The following is a 25,891-nucleotide window of genomic DNA, read 5'->3' as shown; positions in this document are numbered from 1 at the left end:
GCCGACCGCGGGGGGGCGGGGGGCCCGCCCCCCCCGGGGCCCCGGGGGGCCCCCCCCCCGGGGCGCCCGCCCCCCCCCGGGCCGGGGGGGGGCCCCCCCCCCCGGGCCGGGGAGCGGGCGGGGAGCCGTGGCGACGGGCTCCCCCGGTGTGACGGGTCAGCTGCGGTTTCCCGCGACGGCGTCCCTCGCCGCCCGGAGGGACTCCTTCAGGGAGCCCATGGTGGCGAGGACGGCGGTCGGCTCGTAGCCGCAGTGCGCCATGCAGTTGGCGCAGCGCGGGTCCTTGCCGCGGCCGTACTTCTCCCAGTCGGTCTCGTCGATGAGCTCCCGGTACGTCGGGACATAGCCGTCGCTCATCAGGTAGCAGGGACGCTGCCAGCCGAACAAGGAGTAGTTGGGGATCGCCCAGGCCGTGCACGGGAAGTCGGCCTTGCCCTCCAGGAAGTCCAGGAAGAGCGGACTGTGGTTGAGCCGCCAGCGGCGCCGGTTGCCGCCGGCGAAGGCCTTCCGGAAGAGTTCCCTGGTCTGTTCGACACCGAGGAAGTGCTCCTGGTCGGGGGCCTTCTCATAGGCGTAGGCGGGCGACAGCATCATCTCGTCGACCCGCAGGTCGTCATTGAGGAAGTTGAGGACCTCGATGATGGTCTGCGGGGTGTCGGTGTTGAAGAAGGTGGAATTGGTGGTGACCCGGAAGCCGTGGCGCTTGGCCTCCTTGATCGCGGCCACCGCCTCGTCGAACACGCCTTCCTTGGCGACGGATTCGTCGTGCCGTTCCCGCATACCGTCGATGTGCACCGCGAACGCGAAATACGGGGAGGGCGTGAATTTCTCCAGCTTCTTGCGCAACAGCATCGCGTTGGTGCACAGGAAGACATACTTGCGCTTCGCCACCAACTGCCGCACGATCTCGTCGATCTGCGGGTGCATCAAGGGCTCGCCACCGGCGATGGACACCATCGGAGCACCGGACTCCAGCACCGCCCCGACCGCCTGCGCCACCGGCATGCGCTGCTTGAGCACGCCTGCCGGATGCTGGATCTTCCCGCAGCCCTCGCATTTCAGATTGCAGGCGTAGAGCGGTTCCAGCTCGACAATGAGCGGGAATTTCTCCCGCCGCCGGATCACCTTCTGTTCAAAGAGATAGGTACCGACCCGGATGGACTGACGGAGCGGCATGGCCATCTGGCTCACCTCCAGGGGAGCAGCAAAGAACGGTGCCATTCGTGGAAAACGGGAAGTACGGAGCGCAGCACCCGGAAGGCCGATATTCCACCGCGCACGGTGCCGATGCGTACCAGTTCATGTTCTGGAGCGTCCACGACCACCCGGACGGCCGCAACCGGACGGCGGCCGACGCGCCGGGCGGCACGGAGCGTGGCGGCGGACTCCATGTCCACCGCCACCGCGCCCGCGGCATGCAGCTCGGCCCGCTCCGCACCGCGTACGACGTGGTCAGAGCCGCACAGCAGCCCGCTGTGCACGGTCAGACCGCGCTCCCGCAGGGCCCGGAGCAGCGGCCCGTTGTCATGGCAGGGCGTCTCCGGCGCACCGGCGTCGTGGCCGCGGGTGGCCTCGGCTACGACCACGTCGCCCGGGCGCATCCCGGGGGCGAGGCCGGCGCAGAAGCCGCTGGCGATGACCGGGGAACGCGCGGTGACCGCGCCCTCACCCAGCGCTTCGGTGAGGGCGCGTTCGGCCGCCTGGGGGCCCATGCCGGTGCGGAGCGTGACCACTCTCGGGGCGGTCTTGCCGGCCACTCCCCCACGGCCCCCGCGCAGCGCGAACCGCTCGATGCCGAGCGCGCAGGCGATCAGCAGCGGCGGTGCGGCGTCGGTCGGGGGCCGTCCGGGCATCAGGCCCCCACCGGTGCGCCGGCCGGTCCCCCGTTGACGTAGCGGCCCAGGGCCGTCAGCGGGAAGACCTGGCGGTAGAGGTGGTAGTTGATGGAGAAGTCCCAGGGGAAGCCGGTGCCGGTGAAGTACGGCTCGTCCCAGGACCCGTCCTCGCGCTGGGTGCCGGTCAGCCACCGCACACCGCGCCGTACCGCCTCGCCGTCCCGTTCCCCGGCCGCGAGCAGCGCCATCAGCGCCCAGGCGGTCTGTGAGGCGGTCGAGGCGCCGCGCCCCGCCCACTGCTCCCTGTCCTGGTAGGACCGCTGGTCCTCGCCCCAGCCCCCGTCGTCGTTCTGCACCCGCTCCAGCCAGCGCACGGCCCGGCGGACCGCGGGATGCGAGCCGGGGATGCCGGCCGCGGCGAGCGCGGGGAGCACCGATCCCGTGCCGTAGAGGCAGTTCGTGCCCCAGCGGCCGAACCACGACCCGTCGGGCTCCTGCGCGGCCAGCAGCCAGGCGATACCGCGGCGGGTGCGCGGGTCATGGGTGCGGCCGACGTCGGCGAGCATCTCGACGACATGGGCGGTGACATCGGCCGACGGCGGGTCGATGACCTCCCCGAAGTCGCAGAACGGCAGCCGGTTGGGGAACGGGCTGGTGTTGTCGACGTCGAAGGCGCCCCAGCCCCCGTCCCGGGACTGCATCCCGAGGTTCCAGCGCACCCCGCGGCGTACCGCGGAGTCGACCCGCGGCGGATCGGGGTGCTTGACCCGGCGCAGCGCGATCACCACCTCCGCGGTGTCGTCGATGTCCGGGTAGTTGTCGTTGGCGAACTCGAACGCCCAGCCACCGGAGGGGAGTTGGGGCCGTTTGACGCTCCAGTCCCCGGGCCGGTCGATCTGCTCGGCGAGCATCCACTCGGCGGCCTTGACCAGCTGCGGGTGGTCGGCGGGGAGTCCGGCGTCGGCCAGTGCGATCGTCGCCAGGCAGGTGTCCCAGACCGGGGACTGACAGGCCTCGATCATCCGGGCGCCGTCCTCGCGCCATACGGCGAACCGGTCGAGGGAGGCCAGACCGGCGCGCAGCACGGGGTGGTCGAGGTCGTAGCCGCAGAGGTGGAGGGCGATGACCGAGTAGACCGCGGGGGGCTGGATGCCGCCCCAGCAGCCGTCGTTCTCCTGCCGTTCGACGATCCAGCGGGCGGCGGAGCGCATCGCGGCGGCGCGCAGCGGGCGCAGGGCGACCTTGTGGTAGACGTGCAGCGCCTTGTCGAGGCGCTGGAACACGCCGTCCCAGCTGGTGGCGGGGGCGAGCGGCCGCGGCGGGTTGGGGCGGCGGGGATCGGTGTGCAGCTCGTCGAGGCCGAACGGCGCCGGGCGGACCGGGCGCTTGGCCGAGACGATGGTCAGCGGCACGATGGTCTGCCGCGCCCAGCACCCGAAGTCATAGAGGTTGAGCGGGAACCACGCGGGCAAGTAGACCAGCTCCGGCGGGAGTTCGGGCAGGTCGTCCCACTTCCACCAGCCGAAGAGGGCCAGCCAGATGCGGGTGAAGACCCGGGCCGCTGCGACCCCGCCCTGCGCCCGGACCCAGGCGGCGGCCCGGGCCATGTGCGGTGCGTCCGGGGCGTCACCGGCGAGCCGCAGGGCGACATAGGCCTCGATGGTGGCGGAGAGGTCGCCGGGCCCGCCGTAGAAGGTGGCCCAGGTGCCGTCCGCGCCCTGCTCGCCGCGGATGTGGCGGGCGGCGGCCTCGGTGAGCGAGGGGTCCTGGATGCCCAGGAACTGACGGAGCAGCAGGTCCTCGGCGTCCATCGTGACGTTGGTCTCTAGGTCGCCCTTCCACCATCCGGCGGGGTCCTGGACGGACAGCAGATGGTCGGTGGCGCGTGCGGTCGCGCGCCGGGCGGCGTCCGCCGTGTCGTGCCGTACGGCGGTGCGCAGTGGTGCGGTGTTCTCAGCGGTGGCATCGCTGGCCGAGGGGGCCCGGGGCGGCAGTGCCCCGGTGCTTCCGTCGGTCGTCGCTGTCATGGCTTCCCCTTCGGCAGTGAACTGTGAAAAGCGTGCTCAGGGATTCCGTCGGCCGGCGCCCGGCTGGCACCGGCCGGCGACTGCGAACTATTCGGTGTCGATACTGCTCATCTCTCCCGTACGACACTGCTCATCTCTGTCGTACGACGACGAAGTCCGCGAGCGCGACGAGCTGTGCGCGGACCTGCTCCGGCATGTCGATCTCGTCGAGTGCGGCGATGGCGGTGGCGTGCTGGCGGCGGGCCTCCTGGGAGGTCCACTCACGGCCGCCGGCCTCCTCGATGAGGGCCGCGCGGGAGGCGAACTCTTCCTCGGTGAAGTCGGCGATCTCGGTCTCGCTCTTCTTCGCGTCGGCCGCCAGGATCTCGGCGAGACGCTCGGAGGCCGGGCCACCGGCCGCCAGCGCGGCGACGACCGGCAGCGACTTCTTGCGCTGGCGCAGATCGCTCCAGGTCTTCTTGCCGGTGGCCTCCGGGTCGCCCCAGATGCCGAGCAGGTCGTCCACGGCCTGGAAGGCGAGGCCGAGGTGGTAGCCGTACTTCTCCAGGGTGTCGGCGGTGCGGTCGTCGGCGCCGCCCAGGACGGCGCCGATGGAGACGGCGCAGGCCAGCAGCGCGCCGGTCTTGTTGCCCTCCATCTCCAGGCACTCCTCGACGGTGACCCGCTCGCGGTGCTCGTAGGAGATGTCCTGGGCCTGGCCGTCGATCAGCTTGCGGGTGGCCAGGGTGAGCCGGCGGGTGGCGCGGCCGGCGTCGACCGTGCCCAGCTCCAGCAGTATTTCGTTGGCGAGGGCGAACAGCGCGTCGCCGACGAGGATGGCCTGCGCGGGGCCGTGCACCTTCCAGACGGTGTCACGGTGCCGGCGCTGCTCGTCGCCGTCCATGAGGTCGTCGTGCAGCAGCGAGAAGTTGTGCACCAGCTCGACGGCGACCGCGCCGGGCACGCCCACCCCGGGGGCCGCACCGGCGACCTCGGCCGACAGCAGGGCGAGCGCGGGACGGACCGCCTTGCCGCTGTCACCCGCGGTGGGGTGGCCCTCGGCGTCGATCCAGCCGAAGTGGTAGGCGGCGACGGTGTCCATGGGAGGAGCGAGCCGGTCCACAGCGGCACGCAGCACGGGGGTGGCGAGTGTCCGCCCGCGCTCCAGCAGCGCGGTGACGCTCTCGGTGTCGATAGCTGGGGAAGCCGGGTTCACGGTTTCTCCTCTGTTTCCGACGCTCGTGCTCGTGCGAGCGCTCGTACTCGTAGTCATGCCGCCTCCTGAGGCAACTGGCCCCGGGGGAAGCCGAGTTCGTTGAGTGCCTCGCGAGCGGCGGCAGTGCCGCTGCGAACAGCGCTTTCCATGGTCGCGGGCCACCCGGTGGCGGTCCACGCACCGGCCAGGAAGAGGCCGGGGGCTTGGGTGCGGGCGGCGGGGCGGAGCCTGCCGACGCCCGGGGCGGGCGCAAAGGTCGCGGTGCGCTCGCGGGTGACGAAGAAGTCGCGGACCCGGGCGCCCCGGGCGGCGGGCAGCAGCCGCTCCAGCTCGGGGAGGTAGCGGGCGCGGAGCTTGGCGACCGGCTGGTCGATCTCCTCCTGCGCGGCGGACTGCGAGACCGCCAGATACTGGCAGCGCTCGTTCCCGGCGGTCCGCGTCAGCCCCGAGGCGTCGGTGCGGTCGAAGACCCATTGGACGGGCGAGCCGACCGTGGCGAAGAAGGGGCGGCGCAGCACCCTGCGGTCGTAGACGACATGGAGGTTGAGGATCGGGGCGGTGCCGATGTCCAGCAGCCGGTCCTTGTCGTCCAGCGCCCCGTCGGGCAGCAGGCCGTGCGCCTCGCGCTGCGGTACGGCGAGGACGACGGTGTCCGCGGTGAGCTGCTCGGTGCCGTGCGGGCCGTTCTCCACCGAGACCTGCCAGCCGTCGTCCCGGCGGGTGACCGAGCCGGCGCGGGTGCGCAGGGCGATGCGGACGCCGGCCTTCTCCAGGGCCGTGCGCGCGAGGGTGTCGTGGACGTCGCCGAGCGGGACGCGGGACCAGCCGATGTCGGCGGCGCCGGGGGCGGACAGCAGCCCGGTCCTGAAGACCTTGGCGGCCAGGCCCATCGAGGCGTCCCCGGCACGGGCGTTGAGGGTCGCGATGCCGACCAGGTCCCACAGCGCCTCGATCGCCCGCGCCGACTGGCCGTTCCGGCGCAGCCAGCTGCCGAAGTCCATCCCGTCCAGCGCGGGGTCGGCCGGGTCCAGGTCCTTGAGCGCCAGGGTGGCGCGGACGACGCCGGCGCGCTCCGCGGGGGACAGATGCGGGTAGCCGGCGAGGCTCCCGGCGAGGTGCAGCGGGACGGGCAGCGCGGTGCGGCGCAGCCGGCCGAGCCGCATCCGGTCGGCGTCCAGGACCGGGACGTCCATCCGCTCCTGGAGGGGCACCAGCGAGGCGGCGCCGATCCGCTCCAGCAGCTGGTGGTAGGCGGTGCAGCAGCGCAGGAAGACGTGCTGGCCGTTGTCGACGGACAGTTCGCCGGCGGCGGAGTCACGGCGGAAGGAGAAGACCAGTCCGCCGAGGCGGGGGCGGCCCTCGACGAGGGTGACCCGCAGTCCCGCCTCGGCCAGCGCGAGCGCCGCGGTCGTGCCCGCGAGACCGCCCCCGATGACCACCGCGGCCGCCCCTTCGGGCGGGCCGGGCGGCAGGTCGCGGCGCCGGCCGGGCCGCGTGGCTCCCGATGTCATGTGTTCTCCCCCTGTACTTCCCTCATGGACGCAGCCACCCGGGGGAGGGTTGCGCGCCGCGCTGACGCGGGATCACCGCCGTCGTTCACCGCCCGGCCGGTCATCCACGCCTCCGGACGGCCTGCCGGCGGCCGATCGCCCGTGCGTCGAGCCCGGACAGTCCGCGCACCGCGACGAAGGCCTTCTCCCGGCCGGGCAGGGAGACCCGCCCGCGCAGCACCGCCTCGGGGTCGGCGGCGATCCGCGTCAGCAGCCGGTGGTAGATCCCGGCCATCGCGGCCACACAGGCACCGCTGCGCCGGTCCAGCATCGGCAGCAGCTGGAAGCCCTCGGCGAACAGCGCGCGGGCCCGCTTCACCTCGAAGTGCACCAGGCCGGTGAAGTCGGAGCCGGGCGGCGGTACGGACCGCTCGAAGCCCTCCGCGCAGCCGAACTTGGCGAGGTCCTCGGCGGGCAGGTAGGTGCGCCCGTTGCCGGCGTCCTCCCGAACGTCCCGGAGAATGTTGGTGAGTTGGAGGGCGAGGCCGAGGGCGTCGGCGTACTCGGAGGCGCGCTCGGCGTCCGGCGCGCCCGGGACCGTGCCGAACACGCCCAGTGAGAGCCGTCCGATGGCCCCGGCGACACAGCGGCAGTAGACCTTCAGCTCGTCCCAGGTCTCGTAGGTCGCGCCGTGCACGTCCATCAGCACGCCGTCGATCAGCTCGTCGAGCCCCTCCAGCGGCAGCGGGAAGCGGCGGGCGGCGTCGGACAGCGCGACGGCGACCGGATCGGTGTCGTCCTCGTCGATCCGGCCGTCCTTGACGCGGGCCAGCAGCGCCCGGGTCTCCTCCAGGCGCCCCTGCTTGGCCGAGGGCTCCAGGGTGCCGTCGCCGATGTCGTCGATCCGGCGGGAGAAGGCGTAGAGCGCCGACATGGCCTGCCGCTTGTCGGTCGGCAGCAGCCGGATGCCGTAGGCGAAGTTGCGTGCCTGCTGCCCGGTGATGGCCTCGCAGTAGCGGTACGCAGCGAGCACCGGCGCGGACGCGTGTGCGGTTGCCTCCACGGTCCGACTCACCCCTCTCTTCGCAGTGTCGCCCCTACCTCGCGCAGCAGGCTGAGCTTGGTCGGTTTGGGCGGTCCAGGGAGTACGTCGTGATCGGCGGCCGCAACCGCCTGGAGTGCAGCGCGTCCGCCGGCCACGAATCCGGCCAGCAGCAGCTTGAGTCTGCCGTGGACGCTACCCACCAGCGGGGTGCCTTCATTCAGCAGCTCACGGGCGCGTTCCGCCTCGTAGGCGATCAGTGCGCGCACCGATGCGCCCCCGCTCGGGGCGGCCAGATCGGCCTCGGTGACGCCGAAGCGTTTCATGTCCTCCGCCGGGAGGTAGATGCGGTCCCGTCCGAGGTCCTCGGCCACGTCCTGGACGTGCTCGACGATCTGCAGGGCGGTGCACACCGCGTCCGAACGGCGGACCCGCTCGGGGGACGAGGTGCCGGTGATGCCCAGGACCAGCCGGCCGACGGGGTTGGCGGACAGTTCGCAGTAGGCGGCCAGGTCGTCGTAGGTGCCGTAGCGGCTCACCCGCTGGTCCTGGCGGTTGGCCTCGATCAGTGCGAGGAACGGCTCGGGGGTCAGCCCGCAGCGGCGGACGGTCGGGCCGAGCCGGCGCAGCAGCGGATGCCCCGGACCCGGTGCACGGTCGCTGAAGACGCGGTGCAGGTCCGCTTCCAGTGCGTCCAGCAGGGCGGGCCGGTCGTCGCACTGCGCGCGGTCCAGTCCGAGGAGTACGGCATCGCCGCCGCCGGGGGCGAGATCGCCGTCGCCGATGTCGTCGACGAGCCGGGCGAAGCCGTAGACGGCCATCAGGTCGGTCCGCCAGGCACGGGGCAGGAAGAACGGCGCCACCGGGAAGTTCTCGTGTGCGGCCTGATCGAGCACGGTGCGCGTCTGCTCCCGCCCGTCACCCGCCGCCCCCCTTCGGAGGATGGCGCGACGCGCCTGCTCGTTGTCTCGGCTCACCGGGGGCTGCCCGGCGCATTTCGGTGCCGGAGCGAACCAGTAGCCATTGCCGTCACGTCTCCCGTTCTACACCGCCAAGCTAAAACATCCTATTTCGGACACGCCGCAGCAGGCGACGCGCCCCGGTCGAGCCCCCATCGCCCGCCTGGGTGAGCACTGCCCGACATATACCACTTGTGCTGTTCGGTACCCGTACAGCTTACGTCGTACCGCTCACCCACGTCCGAGCGGGTCCGAGGCATGGGACGAGGCTCCGGCCGACGCCCGTTACGTCCGAACTATCGCCGAAACCGCCGCAGTTGACCGATTCTCTGCACGCTCGAAGGCCCCCGCGAGGCGGGCTCGCGGAGGCCTTCGCTCACGGAGCGGACTACTTGCCCGTCTCCTTCTCGTACGCCTTGATGACCTCGTCCGTCGGACCGTCCATCAGCAGCTCACCGCGCTCCAGCCACAGCACGCGGTCGCAGGTGTCGCGGATGGACTTGTTGTTGTGGCTGACCAGGAAGACCGTGCCGGCCTCCTTGCGCAGCTCGCGGATGCGGGCCTCGGAGCGCTTCTGGAAGCTGCGGTCGCCGGTGGCCAGCGCCTCGTCGATCATCAGCACGTCGTGGTCCTTGGCCGCCGCGATGGAGAACCGCAGCCGGGCCGCCATGCCGGAGGAGTAGGTGCGCATCGGCAGCGAGATGAAGTCGCCCTTCTCGTTGATGCCGGAGAAGTCGACGATGCCCTGGTAGCGGTCCCGGACCTGCTCGCGGCTCATGCCCATGGCCAGGCCGCCGAGCAGGACGTTCTTCTCGCCGGTCAGGTCGTTCATCAGGGCCGCGTTGACGCCCAGCAGCGAGGGCTGGCCGTGCGTGTAGACCTTGCCGCGCTCGGCCGGCAGCAGCCCGGCGACCGCCTTGAGCAGCGTCGACTTGCCCGAACCGTTGGACCCGATCAGACCGATCGACTCACCCCGGTAGGCCGTGAACGACACGCCCTTGACCGCATGCACCTCGCGCACGCCCGCGGTGGGCTTGCGGCGCACGATGCGGTTGAGCGCCGCGGTGGCGCTGCCCTTGCCCGCGCCGGCGCCGTAGACCCGGTAGACGATGTGCAGATCGTCCGCGATCACCGTCGGGATGCGCTCCGCGGCCGCCTCGGTCGGCTGGACGCCGTTGTTCTGCTCAGCCACGTCCGTACCGCTCCTCAGACTTCCAGAAGTACACAAAGCCCACGACGCCCATCACCAGCGCCCAGCCCCCGGCGAGCGCCCAGACGTGCGGCGGCAGCTCGTTCGCCGTGAAGCTGTCGATCAGCGCGAACCGCATCAGGTCGATGTAGACCACGGCCGGGTTCACGTTGAGCAGGATCTCGACGAACGCCGGGACGTGCTTGTCCTTGAGGATCAGGTCGATGCTGAACATCACGCCGGACGCGTACATCCACGTCCGCATGATGAACGGCATCAGCTGCGCCAGGTCCGGGGTCTTGGAGCCCAGCCGCGCCATCACCATCGCCAGGCCCGTGTTGAACACGAACTGCAGCGCCAGCGCCGGCACGACCAGCAGCCACGACCAGGTCGGCAGCTGCCCGAAGCCCAGCAGGATGAGGACCAGCACACCCATGGAGAAGAACAGCTGCTGGAGCTGCATCAGGCAGAACGAGATCGGCAGGCAGGCACGCGGGAAGTGCAGCGCCCGCACCAGGCCGAGGTTCCCCGAGATCGCCCGCGTTCCGGCCATCACCGAACTCTGGGTGAAGGTGAAGATGAAGACACCGGTCACCAGGTACGGAACGTAGTCGGGGATGCCCTTCCTCGTACCGATCAGCAGGCCGAAGATCAAGTAGTACACGAGCGCGTTCAGCAGGGGCGTCGCCACCTGCCAGACCTGTCCCAGCTTGGCCTGGCTGTACTGCGCCGTCAGCTTGGCGCCGGCGAAGGCGCGGATGAAATGCCGCCGTTCCCACAGCTGCCGGACGTACTCCGGGAGGCTGGGACGGGCCCCGCTCTGCGAGAGCCCGTACTTCTGGGCCCGCTGGGCAGCGGTGAGCCCTTCGTCGGAAGATGGCGGGGCACTCATGGCGACCGCACTGTCGTGCGTGGTCTCGCTCACAGTTGACACTTTCGTCCTCAAGGTGCGCTGCCGGGGCCACGCCCCGGCTCGCGCCTGATGCTCTCAGATACGAGCTTGTCAGATGACGGGAGGGCGGCCCAGTCGGGTCAGTCGCCAAACGGTAGCCCACTTCATGGGGCGCCTGGGACCGCACGGGGTGACGCAGCCTTCCTTGAACCCGCCCAGCCAGGCCCGCAGTGCCGGTCGCGAGGGCCGGCGGGCGAGCGTCAGCAGGAACCAGACACCGAGGTAGACCGGAACCAGCAGCGCCGGAAGGTTTCGGCGGGCCAGCCACACACGGTTACGGGCCACCATCCGGTGGTAGACCGCGTGCCGGGCCGGTGCCGTGGTCGGGTGGAAGAGGACCATGTCCGACCGGTAGTCGATCTGCCAGCCCGCGTCCAGCGCCCGCCAGGCCAGGTCCGTCTCCTCGTGCGCGTAGAAGAAGTCGTCGGGCAGCCCGCCGACCTCCTCGAAGACATGCGTACGGACCGCGTTCGCACCACCGAGGAAGGTGGTGACCCGCGACGACCGCATCGGGTCCGAGGCGCGCAGCCGCGGGACGTGCCGGCGCTGGGTCTCGCCGGTGTCCGGGTCGGCGATCCGGAAGCTGATGATGCCCAGCTCCGGGTCGGCGGCGAACGCCTCGCGGCACAGTTCGGCGGTGTCCTCCCTGGCCAGCAGCCCGTCGTCGTCGAGGAAGAGCAGCACATCGACGTCACCGCCGCCGGGGCCGAACGCCTCGATACCGACATTGCGGCCGGCCGGGATGCCCACGTTCTCGGGCAGCTCGACCGTCCGTACGCCCTCGGGGAGCTCGGGCAGCGGCGAACCGTTGCCGACGACGACGGTCTCGATCGGGTCGCCGGTCTGCTTGGCGACCGAGTCGAGCAGCGCGCGCAGCTCCTCGGGGCGGTTGCCCATCGTCAGGACAACCGCACCGATCCGCATTCGGGACGCCCCCGTCACTTGAGCCTGCTGGAGGCGAGGATGGACACAAGGTGGAGCACCGTCTGGAGGAGCGCGATGCCGGCGAGCACGGCGACGCCCAGACGCGAGAAGAACAGGTCGCCCCGGATGGTGTCCAGGACCGCCAGGACCAGGATCAGCAGGGACGCCTCGATACCGAGGATGAGCCGGTGGAACTTCAGCGCCCCGGCCGCCTTACGGGCCAGCGCCATCCCGGAGGACCGCGGCTCGGAGGCCGCCTCCTTGACGGGCGGCAGCCCGCCCTGGTGACGGGCGACACCGACCAGGTCGGTCTCGGCCTTGATCAGGATGGCGCCGAGCGCGGCGAGGGTGCCGAGGAAGGCCCACAGCCAGTCGATCCGGCCGCTGCCCCACAGGTCGGCGGCGCGCAGCCCGAAGCCGACCAGGACCGCGGCGTCGCACAGGTAGGCGCCGACCCGGTCCAGGTACACCCCGCCGAGCGAGAACTGCTTCTTCCAGCGGGCGACCTCGCCGTCGACACAGTCGAGCAGCAGGTAGAGCTGGACCATCAGCACGCCGAGGACGGCGCCCGCGATCCCCGGCACCAGCAGTGCCGGGGCGGCGAGGACGCCGAAAACGGTCATCAGGTAGGTCAGCTGGTTGGGCGTGACCTTCGTGTTCACCAGGTGCCGGTCGATGCGCAGGGAGATCTCGCGCATGTAGAGGCGACCGCCCCAGTGCTCACCGCTGCGCCGGTCCTTGACACCCTCGGGGTGCACGACCGGGCGGAGTTCAGCTACTGACGGCTTGTGCATAGTCGGCGTATGCGTCCCTGATCTGGTCGGCGGACAGGTCGAGGTGCTCAAGGATGGTGTAGCGCCCGGGGCGGGTCTTGGGCGCGTACGCGACGGCCTCGACGAACTCCTCGTCGGTGAAGCCGATCTCGCCCGGCGTGACCGGCAGCCCGTGCCGGCGCAGCACCTCGACCATCAGGTCCCGGGTCTCCTTGTCCCCGCGCAGATGCGTGGCGAAGGCGGCACCCAGGCCGCACTGCTCGCCGTGGCTCGCGGCGCGCTTGGGGAAGAGGATGTCCAGCGCGTGGTTGATCTCGTGGCAGGCCCCGGACGCCGGACGGCTGTCGCCGGCCACCGACATCGAGATGCCGGTGAGGACCAGTCCCTCGGCGAGCACCTGGAGGAAGTGGTCGTCGCCGACGCCACCGGGGTGGCGCAGCACGGCCTCGCCGGCCTGGCGCGCCATGGCGGCCGCCAGTCCGTCGATGTCCTCACCGGTCTCGCGGTGGGAGAGCTCCCAGTCCGCGACCGCGGAGATGTTGGAGATCGCGTCGCCGATGCCGGAGCGGACGAACCGGACCGGGGCCTCGCGGATGATGTCGAGGTCGATCACCACGGCGATCGGGTTCGGCACACCGTAGGAGCCACGGCCCGCGTCGTTGTCCAGCGTGGCCACCGGCGAGCACAGGCCGTCGTGCGACAGGTTCGTCGCGACGGCGACCAACGGCAGGCCGATGCGCGCCGCGGCGAACTTGGCGCAGTCGATGATCTTGCCGCCGCCGAGGCCCACGACCGCGTCGTAGTGCCCCTTCTTCATGGCGTCGGCGAGCTTGATCGCTTCGTCCAGGGTGCCGCCGCCGACCTCGTACCACTCGGCGCCCGGCAGCGCGGGGGACAGCCGCTCGCGCAGCCGTGCCCCCGAGCCGCCGCTGATCGCGATGGCGAGCTTGCCGGACGCGGAGATGCGCTGATCGGCCAGCAGGCCCGCCAGGTCGTCCAGGGCGCCGGCGTTGATGTCGACGACGACCGGGGACGGGATGAGGCGGGTCAGTACTGGCATGCGATGTCACGGCCCTTCGCCAGGTCGTCGTGGTTGTCGATCTCGACCCACTTGACGTCGCCGATCGGGGCCACGTCCACCTTGAAGCCGCGGTTGACCAGCTCCTGGTAGCCGTCCTCGTAGTAGAGGTCGGGGTCCCGCTCGAAGGTGGTCTTCAGGGCGTCGGCCAGCTCCTCGGCGGCCTCGCCCTCGATGAGGGTGACGCCGATGTACTCACCGGTCGCCTCGGCCGGGTCCATCAGCTTCGTGATCTTCTGGACGCCCTTGGCGGGGTCCACGACGACCTTCATCTCCTCGTCGGCGAGCTGCTTGACGGTGTCCAGCGCGAGGATGATCTTCTGGCCGTTGCCGCGGGCGGCGAGCAGGGTCTTCTCGACGGAGACCGGGTGCACGGTGTCGCCGTTGGCGAGGATCACGGTGTGCTTGATCGAGTCACGGCCGCACCACAGGGAGTAGGCGTTGTTCCACTCCTCGGCCTTGTCGTTGTCGATGAGGGTGAGCTTGAGGCCGTACTTCTGCTCCAGGGCCTCCTTGCGCTCGTAGACGGCTTCCTTGCGGTAGCCGACGATGATCGCGACCTCGGTCAGGCCGATCTCGGCGAAGTTGCCGAGGGTCAGGTCGAGGATGGTGGTGTCCCCGTCGACCGGCACCAGGGCCTTGGGCAGGGTGTCGGTGTAGGGACGCAGACGCCGTCCGGCGCCGGCGGCCAGCACGAGGCCGATCATGCGGGTTCTCCTTCATCGTGTACGGCGGGTGCTTGGGAGGACACCCAGAAGCGAATGCTCTCGATGAGCACCAGCAGCGCCAGGACCACAGCAAGGGCCGTCAGCGCGATTGTGAAACCTTCAGGGGACAGCGCGGCGGCGAGGACGGTGATCACGAGAATCCGTCCCTCATGTCCGCCGGTCGCCCGGACCAGCCACCGGGGCGGGGCTCCGGTGCCACCACGGATGCGGTAGACCGTGTCGTAGTGATGGTAGGCGACCGCCGCGACCAGCCCGTACGCCGCGGGCAGCGCTCCGGGGACGTCCGCGCGGGCGGCCAGCACCAGGATCGTGACGTACTCACCGGCCCGGAAGAAGGGCGGGACGAGCCAGTCGAGGGCGCCCTTGAGCGGCCGGGACACCGCCGCGCCGGCCAGCAGCGCGGAGCAGGCGGCGACGCCCACGGTGAGCCAGGACGCGGGGTCGTGCTCGAAGATCACCCAGACCAGCAGCACCGCGGCCGAGAGAAACGCCATAGCGGGAGCCAGGTAGGAACCGGTCCGGCCGCGGCCGCGCGCGGCGGCGGCGATCAGCTCGGCGAGCGGCCCGGAGTCGGCGAGGTCGGCCAGTGCCTGGGCGGCGCGGTCGGTGCGCCGGGCCCGGCGGGTCAGCGAGCGCAGCACCCGTCCCGCCGTGGTGTAGCAGGCGGCCAGCGCACAGCCGATGAGCAGGGCGTAGAAGACGATGCGCGGGGTGGTCAGCGCGGTGAGCACGGCGATCATGGCCCAGCGCTCGCCGATCGGCAGCACGATCATCCGCCGCACCCAGACCGTCCAGCCGACGCTGTCGAGCTTGCCGGAGAGGGCGGCGGTGGGGCTGGTGTTGGCCGTGGCGTCGTGGTTCGCCTCGTTGAAGGAGAAGTCGACGACATGGCGGCAGGTCATCAGGACCATCGCGCCGAGCGCCAGCGCCCAGACGTCGTCCCCGCCGCGGGCCGCGCCCAGGGCGAGGCCCGCGTAGTAGGCGTACTCCTTGGCCCGGTCGAAGGTGGCGTCGAGCCAGGCGCCCATCGTCGAGTACTGCAGGGAGTAGCGGGCGAGCTGCCCGTCGGTGCAGTCCAGGACGAAGGAGAAGAGGAGCAGGAAGCCGGCAGCGACGAAGCCGCCACGGGTTCCGGTGGCCGCGCAGCCGGCCGCGATCAGCGCGGTGAGCAGCGAGGCGGTGGTGACCTGGTTGGGGGTGAGCCCGCGCCGCGCGCACCAACGGGCGAGGTAGCGGGAGTAGGGGCTGATGCAGTACGTCGTGAAGAACCCGTCGCGGGACTTCACGGCGGTGCGCAGCCGAACCGCCTCCTCGTCGACGGCGTCGACGGCCTCGCGGGCCTCCGCACGCCGATCGGGAGTCAGCGCGACGATGGCGACCAGGCTGCCCAGCTCGACGCGGTGCAGACCGGCCTCGTCGCGGTCCAGGGACTCGGTGAGGGTGTCGGTGAGGACGTCCGTGAGGTGGGCGGTGCCGGCGCCGACCGGGATTCGGCCGACCGCGCGGGCCAGCGCGGCGCGCGCCGCGGGCTGCGCGGTGAGCGCGCCGGGCACGGCGGCGGCCGGGAAGCGGGGGTCGGTCAGCGCCAGCCGCAGCGCGTGCTGATGCCCGACGAAGCGCGGGTCGACGACGGCGACCCGCTCGTGCGCGGGCACCGCGCTGATCAGCTCGGCGGCGGCCGCGGGATCGTTCGCCGTACGGACGTCAAAGCCCAGCGCGCGCAGGTCGGCTTCGAGCGGCGACCCGGCTACCGGCGGACCGGTGAGGATGGCGGTCGACAGACGAACTCACTCCTTGGATGCTGACAAGGCAGCACGGGCCGGTCCGCAGTCGATCCGCATTCGATACGAACTACCCGGGCAGCGGGCGTGGCACACCTCGCCCCTGGGAGGGCCGGGTGGCACGTCGGCAGAGGCTATCGGATCGCCGGATGCGGCCGTTCACCGCGCATTCACCGCACGATCGAGTGACCGCCGGCTGCGCCTGCCGCGATCATCATGGTGGATCGGGTGGCGCATGAACAACTGGCCGGTGGGCCCGGACCCGATCCGGTGCCGGTTATGAGCGGGCTGGTCACGGGGCGGGCGGGTTGTGCCGGGGCCCGTGTGGTGAGAGCCATCCCACGGTCCGGCGGCGCGCGGCACCCGCCGCGCCGGAGACGGGCGCGCGACGGCGGATGTGGACCATCTCACGGCGGGCGCGCCCGAGGGCCGGCGCGCCCGCTTGTGGCGCCGCGCACCCACTGTGCCGCTGATGCGGACCCGGCTAGGGCAGACTTGGCGTCGAAGACCGACGACAAGGATGGGCATGCCGATCACACCTGCCAACGGACAGACCGCCGGGGACCCGGCGGTGAGCACACCGGGCGGCACCGCCGAACCGATCATGCTGGAGCTGGTCGACGAGGACGGTACGACGATCGGCACCGCGGAGAAGCTCGCGGCCCACCAGCCCCCCGGGCAGCTGCACCGGGCGTTCTCGGTCTTCCTCTTCGACGAGAAGGGGAGGCTGCTGCTCCAGCGCCGGGCGCTGGGGAAGTACCACTCCCCCGGTGTGTGGTCCAACACCTGCTGCGGGCATCCGTACCCGGGCGAGGCGCCGTTCGCGGCCGCCGCCCGGCGGACCGCGGAGGAGCTGGGGGTCGCCCCCTCCCTGCTGGCCGAGGCCGGCACGGTCCGCTACAACCATCCCGACCCGGCGTCCGGCCTCGTGGAGCAGGAGTACAACCACCTGTTCGTCGGGCTGGTGCGGGCGGACCCGGCGCCCGACCCCGAGGAGATCGGCGAGATCGCCTTCGTGACCCCGGAGGAGCTGGCCGAGCGGCATGCCGCGGTGCCGTTCTCCGCGTGGTTCATGACCGTGCTGGACGCGGCGCGGCCGGCGGTGCGCGAACTCACAGGAGGGACGGCGGGCTGGTAGCCGGCGGGGTGAGCGGCAGCTCGGCCCAGATGGCCTTGCCGCCGTTCCTGGTGTGCTCGACGCCGCATTTGCCGCCCGCCTCCGCGGTGAGCGTCTTGACCAGCCACAGTCCACGGCCGCCCAGATCACCCTGGTCCGCCTCCAGCGCCTTGGGGCGGTAGGGGTGATCGTCCTCGACCGCGACCCGTAGCCAGTTCGCCCCGAGGGTGAGCTGGACGGCGATCTGCGGTGAGAGCAGGGCGGCGTGCCGGACGGCGTTGGTGACGAGTTCGGAGACGATGAGCAGCAGGCCGTCCATGATCACGGCGGCGACGGGCACACCTTGTTCGGCGAGCAGATCCCGGACCGCGTGCCGTGCCTGCGGCACCGAGGCCTCCAGTGCCGGGGTGGTGAACCGCCAGACACCTTCGTACGCGAGCGGGGAGGTCAGCTCTTCGGGGGGTTCTGCGGGGGGTCCGGAAGGCATCCTCACAGGACGAGTGTTGGGAACGCATTGGTCCGGACCGGCCTGCTGAACACAAGTCAGCATCTATCGACGGCTTATGGCCGATTCCGAGCGGTTCACGCGACCCGGAGACCGGACCTGTTCCGTTTGCGCCGGGTCGCGGACCGCCGCGACGGTCACCGGGCCGGCAAAAGCAGCAGGCCCGGTGCCTGAGCACCGGACCTGCTGTCATGAGTAGCGGGGACAGGATTTGAACCTGCGACCTCTGGGTTATGAGCCCAGCGAGCTACCGAGCTGCTCCACCCCGCGTCGGTGAACACCACAGTACGGGTCGGCGGCCGCTGGGCCAAATCGATATCCACCGTGGGCACCGGAGGCCGCCGGTCCCGGTGTTCTCACACCGCGCGGTCGGTGATCCGTCCGGCGTCGACCTCGATACGACGGGTGGTGTGCACGGCTTCCAGCATCCGGCGGTCGTGCGTCACCAGCAGCAGGGTGCCCGGGTAGGAGGCGAGCGCGGACTCCAGCTGCTCGATGGCCGGCAGGTCGAGATGGTTGGTCGGCTCGTCCAGGACGAGGAGGTTGACCCCGCGGCCCTGGAGGAGGGCCAGCGCGGCCCGGGTCCGCTCCCCCGGCGAGAGGGTGCGCGCCGGGCGCAGCACATGCGCCGCCTTCAGCCCGAACTTCGCGAGCAGGGTGCGCACATCGGCCGGCGACAGCTCCGGTACGGAGAGCCGGAAGGCGTCCATCAGCGGTTCGTCGCCGAGGAACAGTCCGCGTGCCTGGTCGACCTCGCCGATCACCACGCCGGGGCCGAGCGCCGCCTGCCCGGTGTCCAGCGGGAGCCGGCCGAGGAGTGCGGCGAGCAGGGTGGACTTGCCGGAGCCGTTGGGGCCGGTGATGGCGACCCGGTCCGCCCAGTCGATCTGCAGGTCCACCGGGCCGAAGCGGAAGTCACCGCGCCGGAGGCCGGCGCCGCGCAGGGTCGCCACGACCGCGCCGGCCCGGGGCGCGGCGGCGATCTCCATCCGCAGCTCCCACTCCTTGCGCGGCTCCTCGACGACATCGAGCCGCTCGATCAGGCGCTGGGTCTGCTTGGCCTTGGCGGCCTGCTTCTCGGTGGCCTCCACCCGGGCCTTGCGGCCGATCTTGTCGTTGTCCGGGGCCTTGCGGCGGGCGTTCTTGACGCCCTTCTCCATCCAGTTGCGCTGGGTGTGCGCGCGGGTCTCCAGAGCGGCCTTGGTGTCGGCGTACTCCTCGTACTGCTCGCGCGCATGGCGCCGGGCCCGCTCGCGCTCCTCCAGGTAGGAGGTGTAGCCGCCGCCGTAGGAGTTGACCTGCTGCTGGGCCAGGTCGAGTTCGACGACGCGGGTGACCGTGCGGGTCAGGAACTCGCGGTCGTGGCTGACCAGGACGGTGCCGGCGCGCAGCCCGGTGACGAAGGACTCCAGCCGGCCGAGGCCGTCCAGGTCGAGGTCGTTGGTCGGCTCGTCGAGCAGGAAGACGTCGTAACGGGAGAGCAGCAGGGAGGCGAGCGAGGCGCGGGCGGCCTGGCCGCCGGAGAGCGTGGTCATCGGCTGGTCGAGGCCGACGGTCAGACCGAGCTGGGCGGCGGTCTCCTCTGCGCGTTCGTCGAGGTCGGCGGCGCCCAGGGAGAGCCAGCGCTCCAGCGCGGTGGCGTAGGCGTCGTCCGCGCCCGGTTTCTCCTCGACCAGCGCCTGAGTGGCGGTGTCCAGGGCGAGCTGGGCGTCGGTGACGCCGGTGCGGCGGGCGAGGAAGGCCCGTACGGTCTCACCGGGACGGCGGTCGGGTTCCTGGGGGAGATGGCCGACGGTCGCGGTGGGCGGGCTGAGGGCGAGCGTGCCCTCCTCCGGGGTGTCCAGGCCGGCCAGCAGGCGCAGCAGGGTGGACTTGCCCGCCCCGTTGGCGCCGACGAGGCCGATCACGTCTCCGGGGGCGACGACCAGGTCGAGGCCGGAGAACAGGACGCGCTCGCCGTGGCCGGCGGCGAGGTCTTTGGCGACGAGAGTTGCTGACATCAGGCCGCCGATCGTATCCGGCCCGGTCCGTCGCGGTCGCTCTAATATCCGGAGCATGGAACCCGGTCTGAAGACGCATGTCAGCGACGGCACAGCGACCGTCACCATCAGCAACACCGGCAAGCGGAACGCGATGACGGTACCGATGTGGCGGGAGCTGCCGCCGCTGCTGGAGCGGCTGGCGGGTGACCGTTCCGTCCGGTCGCTGGTGCTGACCGGTGAGGGCGGGACGTTCTGCGCGGGCGCCGACATCGGGGCGCTGCGCGAGGGGGCCGCCGAGTCGCAGGGGCTGGCGGTGGCGGCGGAGGAGGCGCTGGCGGCGTTCCCCGGGCCGACGCTGGCGGCGATACGCGGCTACTGCGTGGGCGGCGGGGCCCAGTTGGCGGCCGCCTGTGATCTGCGGTTCGCGGAGGAGGGCGCGCGGTTCGGGGTGACGCCGGCCAAGCTCGGGGTGGCCTATCCGGCGTCCGCGACCCGGCGGCTGGTGCGGCTGGTCGGGCCCGCGGCCGCCAAGTACCTGTTGTTCTCCGGGGAGTTGATCGACTGTGCGCGGGCGCTGCGTACGGGGCTGGTGGATGAGGTGCTGGCCGAGGGCGCGCTGGACAAGCGGGTGGCGGAGTTCTCTGCCGTCCTCGCGAGCCGTTCGCTGCTGACCCAGACCGCGGCGAAGGAGCTGGCCGACGGGACCTGGGACGTCCCGCCCGCCGAGGCCGAGGAGCGCGGGGCGTACTGGGCCGCGCAGGCGCGCGCGAGCGGCGACACCGCGGAGGGTGCCGCCGCCTTTCTGGAGCGCCGGGTGCCGCGCTTCACCTGGCCGGCGGGCTGAGGCCGCGGGCCAGGGGGCGGCCCGCCTCTACTCCTCGCCCGTCAGCACGAAGCGGCTGCGCCCCCGCAGCGCCGCGACGACCTCGGCCGGGGCCTTGTCCGGGGAGCCCGCGTCGTAGGGCGGCCGGGGGTCGTACTCGATGCCGAGCTGGATCGTCTGCGCCACGGTGTCCCCGGCGATCCGGCCGGCCAGCGTCAGCCCCATGTCGATACCGGCCGAGACGCCGGCGGCCGTGACGTACTTGCCGTCGAAGACCACCCGCTCCCCGGTCGGCTCGGCGCCCAGACCGGGCAGCTGGTCCAGTGCCAGCCAGTGGGAGGTCGCCCGGCGCCCCTTGAGCAGACCGGCGGCGCCCAGGAGCAGCGAACCGGTGCACACCGAGGTGGTCCAGGTGGTGTGGGCGTCCACGGCGCGGAGCCACTCGTGCAGCGGGCCGTCCGCCATGTGGGCGAGCTGCCCGGGGCCGCCCGGTACGACGACGATGTCCGGCGCGGTGACCTCGGCGAGCGTGGCGTCGGCGACCAGCCCGAGCGACCCGAGGTCGTTGCGGTACGGGCCGGTCCGCTCGCCGACGAACACGGTCTCCGCGCCCGGCAGCCGGCTGAGGGTGTCGTAGGGGCCGATGGCGTCGAGCGTGGTGAAGCTGTCGTAGAGAAGGATGGCGAGCTGCATGGTCGGTTCCTGTCGTCGGTGGATGGGGCCGGCGCGGTGGTCGTCGCGGCCGGCGTGGTTCAGGCGGTGGGTACGGGCGGGGCGGCGGGCTGGAAGCGGCGGCGGTATTCGGCCGGGGAGGCGCCCAGGACGCGGAGGAAGGCGCGGCGCATCGCCTCGGGGGTGCCGTAGCCGCAGCGGCGCGCCACCTGCTCGATGCCGTCGGTGGTGTCCTCCAGGCACCGGCGGGCGGCCTCCAGCCGCACCCGGTCGACATAGCGGCCGGGCGTCATGCCGGTCTCCTCGCGGAACGCCCGCGCGAAGTGCCGCGGGGAGAGGCTCGCGCGTGCCGCGAGGGCGTCGACGCAGAGGTCCGCCGCCGGGTTCTCGGTGATCCACTGCTGGACGTCGCGCAGCGGCCGGCGCTGGGCGGTCTGGGCGGCGAGCTGGGCGCTGAACTGGGTCTGGTTGCCCGGACGCCGGAGGAAGACGACCAGGTGCCGGGCGATGGTCAGCGCGAGGTCCCGGCCGAGGTCCTCCTCCACCAGGGCCAGCGCGAGGTCGATCCCGGCCGTCACACCGGCGGAGGTGGCCAGATCGCCGTCCCGTACGTAGATCGGCTCGGGTTCGACGCGCACCGCGGGGAAGCGTGCGGCGAGGGTGTCGCAGAGCATCCAGTGGGTCGTCGCCCGGCGGCCGTCCAGCAGCCCGGCCTCGGCCAGCAGCAGCGCGCCGCTGCACACCGAGACCTTCCGCCGGGCCCGGGGCGCGTGCGCGCGCAGCCAGTCGATCAGCCGGGGGTCGGGGGTACGGGTGCCCTGGCCGCCGGGGACCAGCAGGGTGTGCGGGGGCGCCGCGGCGGCGAGGGTGAGGTCGGGGACGAGCGTCAGCCCGCTGGTGGTGCGGACCGGCGCCCCGTCAAGGCTCGCGGTGCGAGTCCGGTAGGCGCCCGGGACGCCCTGGGCCGCGCCGCTGAAGACGTCGAGCGGTCCGCAGACGTCGAGGGCCTGCACCCCGTCGAAGAGAACCACGAGCACATCGCGCTGTTCCATGTCTTCCATCCTGGTCAGCGGCGACAACGGCCGCAATGACGGAAAACCCACCTTTCCTGCCATCAGGGCCGCGCGCGGCCCGGGGGCGGGCGCCGACCGGGCCCCTGCCCGGGACCCATACCGACGGGTCGGTACCCTGCCCGTATGACCTCTTCCAGCGCACTGCCCGAGAAGGCCGGCCGCACCTGCCACAACGTCATCAACCCCTTCCACTCCACGCACTACTTCGCGCCGGAGCTGTCCGAGGAGATGGCGAAGCTCGGCCTGGAGCACCGCAGCGCCGCGTACTTCGCCTGCCGCGCCGCGGCCATGGGCGCCGTGGGCCCCGGCACCGTCACGGCCACCTTCTACAACTTCCGGCACGACCTCATCGCCCAGCACGTCCCGCACATCTGGACGGTCACCACGCCGCAGGAGGTGCTCGACGCCCGGCTGCGCGCCGCGGACGCCACGCTGCGGCGGCTGCTCGGCCCCGAGGCCGTGGAGTCGGCGGAGATGGCGGAGGCGGCGAAGCTGGCGCTGCAGGCCGCCGAGGCCTGCACCCGCCGGGCCCGGCCGCTGTACGCCGCCCACGCCGACCTGCCGGTGCCGCAGGCCCCGCACCTGGCCTACTGGCACGCCGCGACGCTGCTGCGCGAACACCGCGGTGACGGCCACCTGATAGCCCTGCTGGACGCCGAACTGGACGGGCTGGAGGCGCTGGTCACTCACACGGCCAGCGGCCGGGGCATGAGCCCCAAGGGCGTCCTGGCGACCCGCGGCTGGTCGGAGGAGGACTGGCAGGACGCGCAGGAGCGGCTGCGGTCCCGGGGGCTTCTGGACTCCGAGGGCGAGCTGACCGAGGCCGGAATCCTGCTGCGCAAGGAGCTGGAGCGGAGGACCGACCGGCTGGACCGGGCGCCGTACGAGCACTTGGGCGCCGAGGGTGTGGCCCGGCTCACCGAGCTGGCGACCGGTTTCACCACCACCGTCATGGAGGCCGGGGCGTTCCCCGCGGCGCTGTTCGGCAAGTGATCAGGAGCGTTTCGGTGCGTTCCGGTACGTAAGGCTCCCTCAGGGGCGAGGCGCCCGCGGCCGCCGGGTGTGCGCGCCGTCGCGCACCCCGGCGCGCCACGGGTGTCCGCCGGTCCTCTCCCGGCTTCCGGGCGGCCACGGTGACTCACAGACACCCCGGCGGCTGGGCGGTGCGACAGTCCGGCCCGCCACCCGGCACAATGCAGGCTCACGCAAGCGCTGGAAGGCGGGTCTGGATCAACGTGACGGCATCCACTGAGCCCATCGGGGCCCTCGGGTCCATCGAAGCGAGGATCGCCGGGGAGCTCGGCGTCAAGGAGCGGCAGGTGAAGGCCGCGGTCGAACTGCTCGACGGCGGCTCGACCGTCCCGTTCATCGCGCGCTACCGCAAGGAAGCCACCGAGACGCTCGACGACGCACAGCTGCGCTCCCTGGAGGAACGGCTGCGCTATCTGCGGGAGCTGGAGGAGCGGCGGACGGCGATCCTGGAGTCCGTACGGTCCCAGGGCAAGCTGGACGACGCCCTGGAGGCGCAGATCCGCGGCGCCGAGTCCAAGGCGCGGCTGGAGGACATCTACCTCCCGTTCAAGCCCAAGCGGCGCACCAAGGCGCAGATCGCGCGGGAGGCGGGCCTGGAGCCGCTCGCCGACGGGCTGCTGAGCGACCCGTCGGTGGAACCGGCAGCGGCGGCCGCGGCGTTCGTGGACGACGCCAAGGGGGTCGCCGATCCGGCCGCCGCCCTGGAGGGCGCGCGGGCCATCCTGACCGAGCGGTTCGGCGAGGACGCCGACCTGATCGGTGAGCTGCGCGAGCGGATGTGGTCGCGCGGGCGGGTCGCGGCGAAGGTGCGCGAGGGCAAGGAGGAGGCCGGCGCGAAGTTCGCCGACTACTTCGACTTCGCCGAGCCGTTCACCGAGCTTCCCTCGCACCGGGTGCTGGCGATGCTCCGTGGTGAGAAGGAGGAGATCCTCGACCTCACCCTGGAGCCGGAGGACCCGTCGTCGGCCACCGAGGGGCCCAGCTCCTACGAGCAGTCCATCGCGCACCGCTTCGGCATCGCCGACCGGGGCCGGCCGGGCGACAAGTGGCTGCGGGACACCGTCCGTTGGTCCTGGCGCACCCGGGTCCTGGTACACCTCGGCATCGATCTGCGGCTGCGGCTGCGGCAGGCCGCCGAGGACGAGGCGGTGCGGGTCTTCGCCTCGAACCTGCGCGATCTGCTGCTGGCGGCGCCCGCCGGTACGCGCGCCACGATGGGCCTGGACCCCGGTTTCCGTACGGGCGTGAAGGTCGCCGTGGTGGACGCGACCGGCAAGGTGGCCGCCACGGAGACCATCTACCCCCATGTGCCGCAGCAGAAGTGGGACGCCTCCCTGGCCACGCTGGCGAAGCTGGCCCGCGCGCACGACGTCGAGCTGATCGCGATCGGCAACGGCACCGCCTCCCGCGAGACCGACAAGCTGGCGGCCGATCTCATCGCCGCCCAGCCGGAGCTGAAGCTGACGAAGGTGATGGTGTCCGAGGCCGGTGCCTCGGTGTACTCCGCCTCCGCGTTCGCCTCGCAGGAGCTGCCGGACCTGGATGTGTCGCTGCGCGGCGCGGTGTCCATCGCCCGCCGTCTCCAGGACCCGCTGGCCGAGCTGGTCAAGATCGACCCGAAGTCGATCGGCGTCGGCCAGTATCAGCACGACCTCTCCGAGGTGAAGCTGTCGCGCTCCCTGGACGCGGTGGTCGAGGACTGTGTGAACGGTGTCGGGGTGGACGTCAACACCGCGTCAGCGCCGCTGCTTTCGCGGGTCTCGGGCATCGGCTCCGGTCTCGCCGAGAACATCGTGGCGCACCGGGACGGCAACGGCCCGTTCCGCTCCCGCAAAGCCCTCAAGGACGTGGCGCGGCTCGGCCCGAAGGCGTACGAGCAGTGTGCGGGCTTCCTGCGCATCCGGGGCGGCGACGATCCGCTGGACGCCTCCAGCGTGCACCCCGAGGCGTACCCGGTGGTGCGCCGGATGGTGAAGTCGGCCGGTTCCGAGGTCGGTTCGCTGATCGGCAACACCTCGGTGCTGCGCACCCTGAAGGCCGCGGACTTCGTCGACGACTCCTTCGGTCTGCCGACGGTGAGCGACATCCTCCAGGAGCTGGAGAAGCCGGGCCGCGACCCGCGTCCGGTCTTCAAGACGGCGACCTTCAAGGAGGGCGTGGAGAAGATCGGCGACCTCCAGCCGGGGATGCTCCTGGAGGGGGTGGTGACCAATGTCGCCGCCTTCGGGGCGTTCGTGGACGTCGGCGTCCACCAGGACGGTCTGGTGCATGTCTCCGCGATGTCGAAGACCTTCGTGAAGGACCCGCGGGACGTGGTCAAGCCCGGCGACATCGTGCGGGTCAAGGTGCTCGATGTCGACATTCCCCGCAAGCGGATCTCGCTGACGCTGCGTCTGGACGACGAGCACGGCAAGGGCGCCGCGGCGGGCGGCAGCGAGCGGCGCGGTGGCGGCGAGCGCCGGGGCGGCAATGGCGGCGGCTCGCGTGAGGGCGGCCGGGGCGGCAACGGCGGCGGAGCGCGCGAGGGCGGCCGGGGCGGCGCGCCGCGGCAGCGGCAGGGCGACGGCGGACCGCGCGGCGGTGACCGCCGGGGCGGCCGCTCCGCCGGACCGGCCAACGACGCGATGGCGGACGCCCTGCGGCGGGCCGGGCTCCTGGGCAACGACCGCTGAGGCGGCTGCCGGTGTCCGGCGGCGGGCCGGTTCCCGCCGCCG

The 25,891-nt window shown here is 72.1% G+C and carries 22 protein-coding genes and 1 tRNA gene; 4 read left to right on the top strand and 19 right to left on the bottom strand.

The window, feature by feature from the left end:
- Positions 1 to 156: 156 nt before the first annotated feature.
- The 14 genes from hpnH to ACGFN2_RS00490 all read right to left on the bottom strand — a co-directional run bounded on the left by hpnH (position 157) and on the right by ACGFN2_RS00490 (position 15,973).
- Positions 157 to 1,182, bottom strand: coding sequence for an adenosyl-hopene transferase HpnH (hpnH, locus tag ACGFN2_RS00555; RefSeq protein WP_362614689.1), 1,026 nt, complete (start codon positions 1,180 to 1,182; stop codon positions 157 to 159).
- A 5-nt stretch (positions 1,183 to 1,187) separates the two neighbouring features.
- A complete protein-coding gene (locus tag ACGFN2_RS00550; RefSeq protein ID WP_362614691.1) occupies positions 1,188 to 1,853 on the bottom strand; it encodes a 1-hydroxy-2-methyl-2-butenyl 4-diphosphate reductase in 666 nt (221 codons plus the stop codon).
- Positions 1,853 to 3,862, bottom strand: coding sequence for a squalene--hopene cyclase (shc, locus tag ACGFN2_RS00545; protein ID WP_393356392.1), 2,010 nt, complete (start codon positions 3,860 to 3,862; stop codon positions 1,853 to 1,855). Before shc ends, ACGFN2_RS00550 begins: the two co-directional genes overlap by 1 nt.
- Positions 3,863 to 3,992: 130 nt before the next feature.
- The gene (locus ACGFN2_RS00540; RefSeq protein ID WP_393356390.1) at positions 3,993 to 5,114 is read right to left on the bottom strand and encodes a polyprenyl synthetase family protein; all 1,122 of its coding nucleotides are present in this window, start codon (positions 5,112 to 5,114) and stop codon (positions 3,993 to 3,995) included.
- On the bottom strand, positions 5,111 to 6,568 hold the full coding sequence (hpnE, locus tag ACGFN2_RS00535; RefSeq protein WP_393356388.1) for a hydroxysqualene dehydroxylase HpnE: 1,458 nt from the start codon (positions 6,566 to 6,568) through the stop codon (positions 5,111 to 5,113). The genes ACGFN2_RS00540 and hpnE overlap by 4 nt, the downstream gene beginning before the upstream one ends.
- A gap of 100 nt (positions 6,569 to 6,668) precedes the next feature.
- On the bottom strand, positions 6,669 to 7,622 hold the full coding sequence (hpnD, locus tag ACGFN2_RS00530) for a presqualene diphosphate synthase HpnD (protein WP_393356386.1): 954 nt from the start codon (positions 7,620 to 7,622) through the stop codon (positions 6,669 to 6,671).
- On the bottom strand, positions 7,619 to 8,485 hold the full coding sequence (gene hpnC / locus ACGFN2_RS00525) for a squalene synthase HpnC (protein WP_362614699.1): 867 nt from the start codon (positions 8,483 to 8,485) through the stop codon (positions 7,619 to 7,621). Before hpnC ends, hpnD begins: the two co-directional genes overlap by 4 nt.
- Before the next feature lie 451 nt (positions 8,486 to 8,936).
- Positions 8,937 to 9,740, bottom strand: a complete 804-nt coding sequence (locus ACGFN2_RS00520) for an ABC transporter ATP-binding protein (RefSeq protein WP_393356383.1) — start codon at positions 9,738 to 9,740, stop codon at positions 8,937 to 8,939.
- Positions 9,733 to 10,662, bottom strand: coding sequence for an ABC transporter permease (locus ACGFN2_RS00515; RefSeq protein ID WP_362600906.1), 930 nt, complete (start codon positions 10,660 to 10,662; stop codon positions 9,733 to 9,735). Before ACGFN2_RS00515 ends, ACGFN2_RS00520 begins: the two co-directional genes overlap by 8 nt.
- Positions 10,663 to 10,740: 78 nt before the next feature.
- Entirely contained in the window at positions 10,741 to 11,613 is an 873-nt protein-coding gene (locus ACGFN2_RS00510) for a glycosyltransferase (protein WP_362600909.1), read from the bottom strand.
- A gap of 14 nt (positions 11,614 to 11,627) precedes the next feature.
- Positions 11,628 to 12,407, bottom strand: a complete 780-nt coding sequence (locus ACGFN2_RS00505; RefSeq protein ID WP_362600912.1) for a CDP-alcohol phosphatidyltransferase family protein — start codon at positions 12,405 to 12,407, stop codon at positions 11,628 to 11,630.
- The gene (locus ACGFN2_RS00500; RefSeq protein ID WP_362600915.1) at positions 12,385 to 13,446 is read right to left on the bottom strand and encodes an iron-containing alcohol dehydrogenase family protein; all 1,062 of its coding nucleotides are present in this window, start codon (positions 13,444 to 13,446) and stop codon (positions 12,385 to 12,387) included. Before ACGFN2_RS00500 ends, ACGFN2_RS00505 begins: the two co-directional genes overlap by 23 nt.
- Positions 13,434 to 14,171, bottom strand: a complete 738-nt coding sequence (locus ACGFN2_RS00495; RefSeq protein WP_086720811.1) for a sugar phosphate nucleotidyltransferase — start codon at positions 14,169 to 14,171, stop codon at positions 13,434 to 13,436. Before ACGFN2_RS00495 ends, ACGFN2_RS00500 begins: the two co-directional genes overlap by 13 nt.
- Positions 14,168 to 15,973: a DUF5941 domain-containing protein gene (locus ACGFN2_RS00490; RefSeq protein WP_362601448.1), complete on the bottom strand. Its 1,806-nt coding sequence runs from the start codon at positions 15,971 to 15,973 to the stop codon at positions 14,168 to 14,170. Before ACGFN2_RS00490 ends, ACGFN2_RS00495 begins: the two co-directional genes overlap by 4 nt.
- Positions 15,974 to 16,499: 526 nt before the next feature.
- Between ACGFN2_RS00490 and idi the strand changes: the two genes are divergently transcribed.
- A complete protein-coding gene (gene idi / locus ACGFN2_RS00485; protein ID WP_362600918.1) occupies positions 16,500 to 17,111 on the top strand; it encodes an isopentenyl-diphosphate Delta-isomerase in 612 nt (203 codons plus the stop codon).
- On the opposite strand, the gene ACGFN2_RS00480 is transcribed toward idi, so the two are convergent.
- The 3 genes from ACGFN2_RS00480 to ACGFN2_RS00470 all read right to left on the bottom strand — a co-directional run bounded on the left by ACGFN2_RS00480 (position 17,086) and on the right by ACGFN2_RS00470 (position 19,595).
- A complete protein-coding gene (locus ACGFN2_RS00480) occupies positions 17,086 to 17,577 on the bottom strand; it encodes an ATP-binding protein (protein WP_393356379.1) in 492 nt (163 codons plus the stop codon). The two genes, idi and ACGFN2_RS00480, sit on opposite strands and share 26 nt — an antisense overlap.
- 214 nt (positions 17,578 to 17,791) lie before the next feature.
- Positions 17,792 to 17,865, bottom strand: a tRNA-Met gene (locus tag ACGFN2_RS00475).
- Between the two features lie 86 nt (positions 17,866 to 17,951).
- Positions 17,952 to 19,595, bottom strand: coding sequence for an ABC-F family ATP-binding cassette domain-containing protein (locus ACGFN2_RS00470; RefSeq protein ID WP_362600924.1), 1,644 nt, complete (start codon positions 19,593 to 19,595; stop codon positions 17,952 to 17,954).
- A 55-nt stretch (positions 19,596 to 19,650) separates the two neighbouring features.
- Between ACGFN2_RS00470 and ACGFN2_RS00465 the strand changes: the two genes are divergently transcribed.
- Positions 19,651 to 20,421: an enoyl-CoA hydratase-related protein gene (locus ACGFN2_RS00465; RefSeq protein ID WP_362600927.1), complete on the top strand. Its 771-nt coding sequence runs from the start codon at positions 19,651 to 19,653 to the stop codon at positions 20,419 to 20,421.
- A 27-nt stretch (positions 20,422 to 20,448) separates the two neighbouring features.
- Here the strand turns inward: ACGFN2_RS00465 and ACGFN2_RS00460 are convergent, their stop codons facing one another.
- Positions 20,449 to 21,093 carry a DJ-1/PfpI family protein gene (locus ACGFN2_RS00460; RefSeq protein ID WP_362600930.1) on the bottom strand — a complete coding sequence of 215 codons (645 nt, stop codon included), beginning with the start codon at positions 21,091 to 21,093 and terminating at the stop codon, positions 20,449 to 20,451.
- A gap of 59 nt (positions 21,094 to 21,152) precedes the next feature.
- The gene (locus tag ACGFN2_RS00455) at positions 21,153 to 22,124 is read right to left on the bottom strand and encodes a GlxA family transcriptional regulator (RefSeq protein ID WP_393356376.1); all 972 of its coding nucleotides are present in this window, start codon (positions 22,122 to 22,124) and stop codon (positions 21,153 to 21,155) included.
- Between the two features lie 144 nt (positions 22,125 to 22,268).
- Between ACGFN2_RS00455 and ACGFN2_RS00450 the strand changes: the two genes are divergently transcribed.
- Together ACGFN2_RS00450 and ACGFN2_RS00445 are read left to right on the top strand one after the other, a co-directional pair.
- Positions 22,269 to 23,138, top strand: a complete 870-nt coding sequence (locus ACGFN2_RS00450; protein WP_362600936.1) for a hypothetical protein — start codon at positions 22,269 to 22,271, stop codon at positions 23,136 to 23,138.
- Positions 23,139 to 23,380: 242 nt separating this feature from the next.
- Positions 23,381 to 25,849 (top strand): Tex family protein, encoded by a 2,469-nt coding sequence (locus ACGFN2_RS00445; RefSeq protein ID WP_362600939.1) that lies wholly within the window; start codon positions 23,381 to 23,383, stop codon positions 25,847 to 25,849.
- Positions 25,850 to 25,891: the final 42 nt, after the last annotated feature.

The organism is Streptomyces sp. NPDC048612, assembly GCF_043199295.1.
In the GTDB taxonomy this organism is placed as follows: Bacteria; Actinomycetota; Actinomycetes; order Streptomycetales; family Streptomycetaceae; genus Streptomyces.
This window is presented reverse-complemented; position numbering and strand designations above follow the sequence as displayed.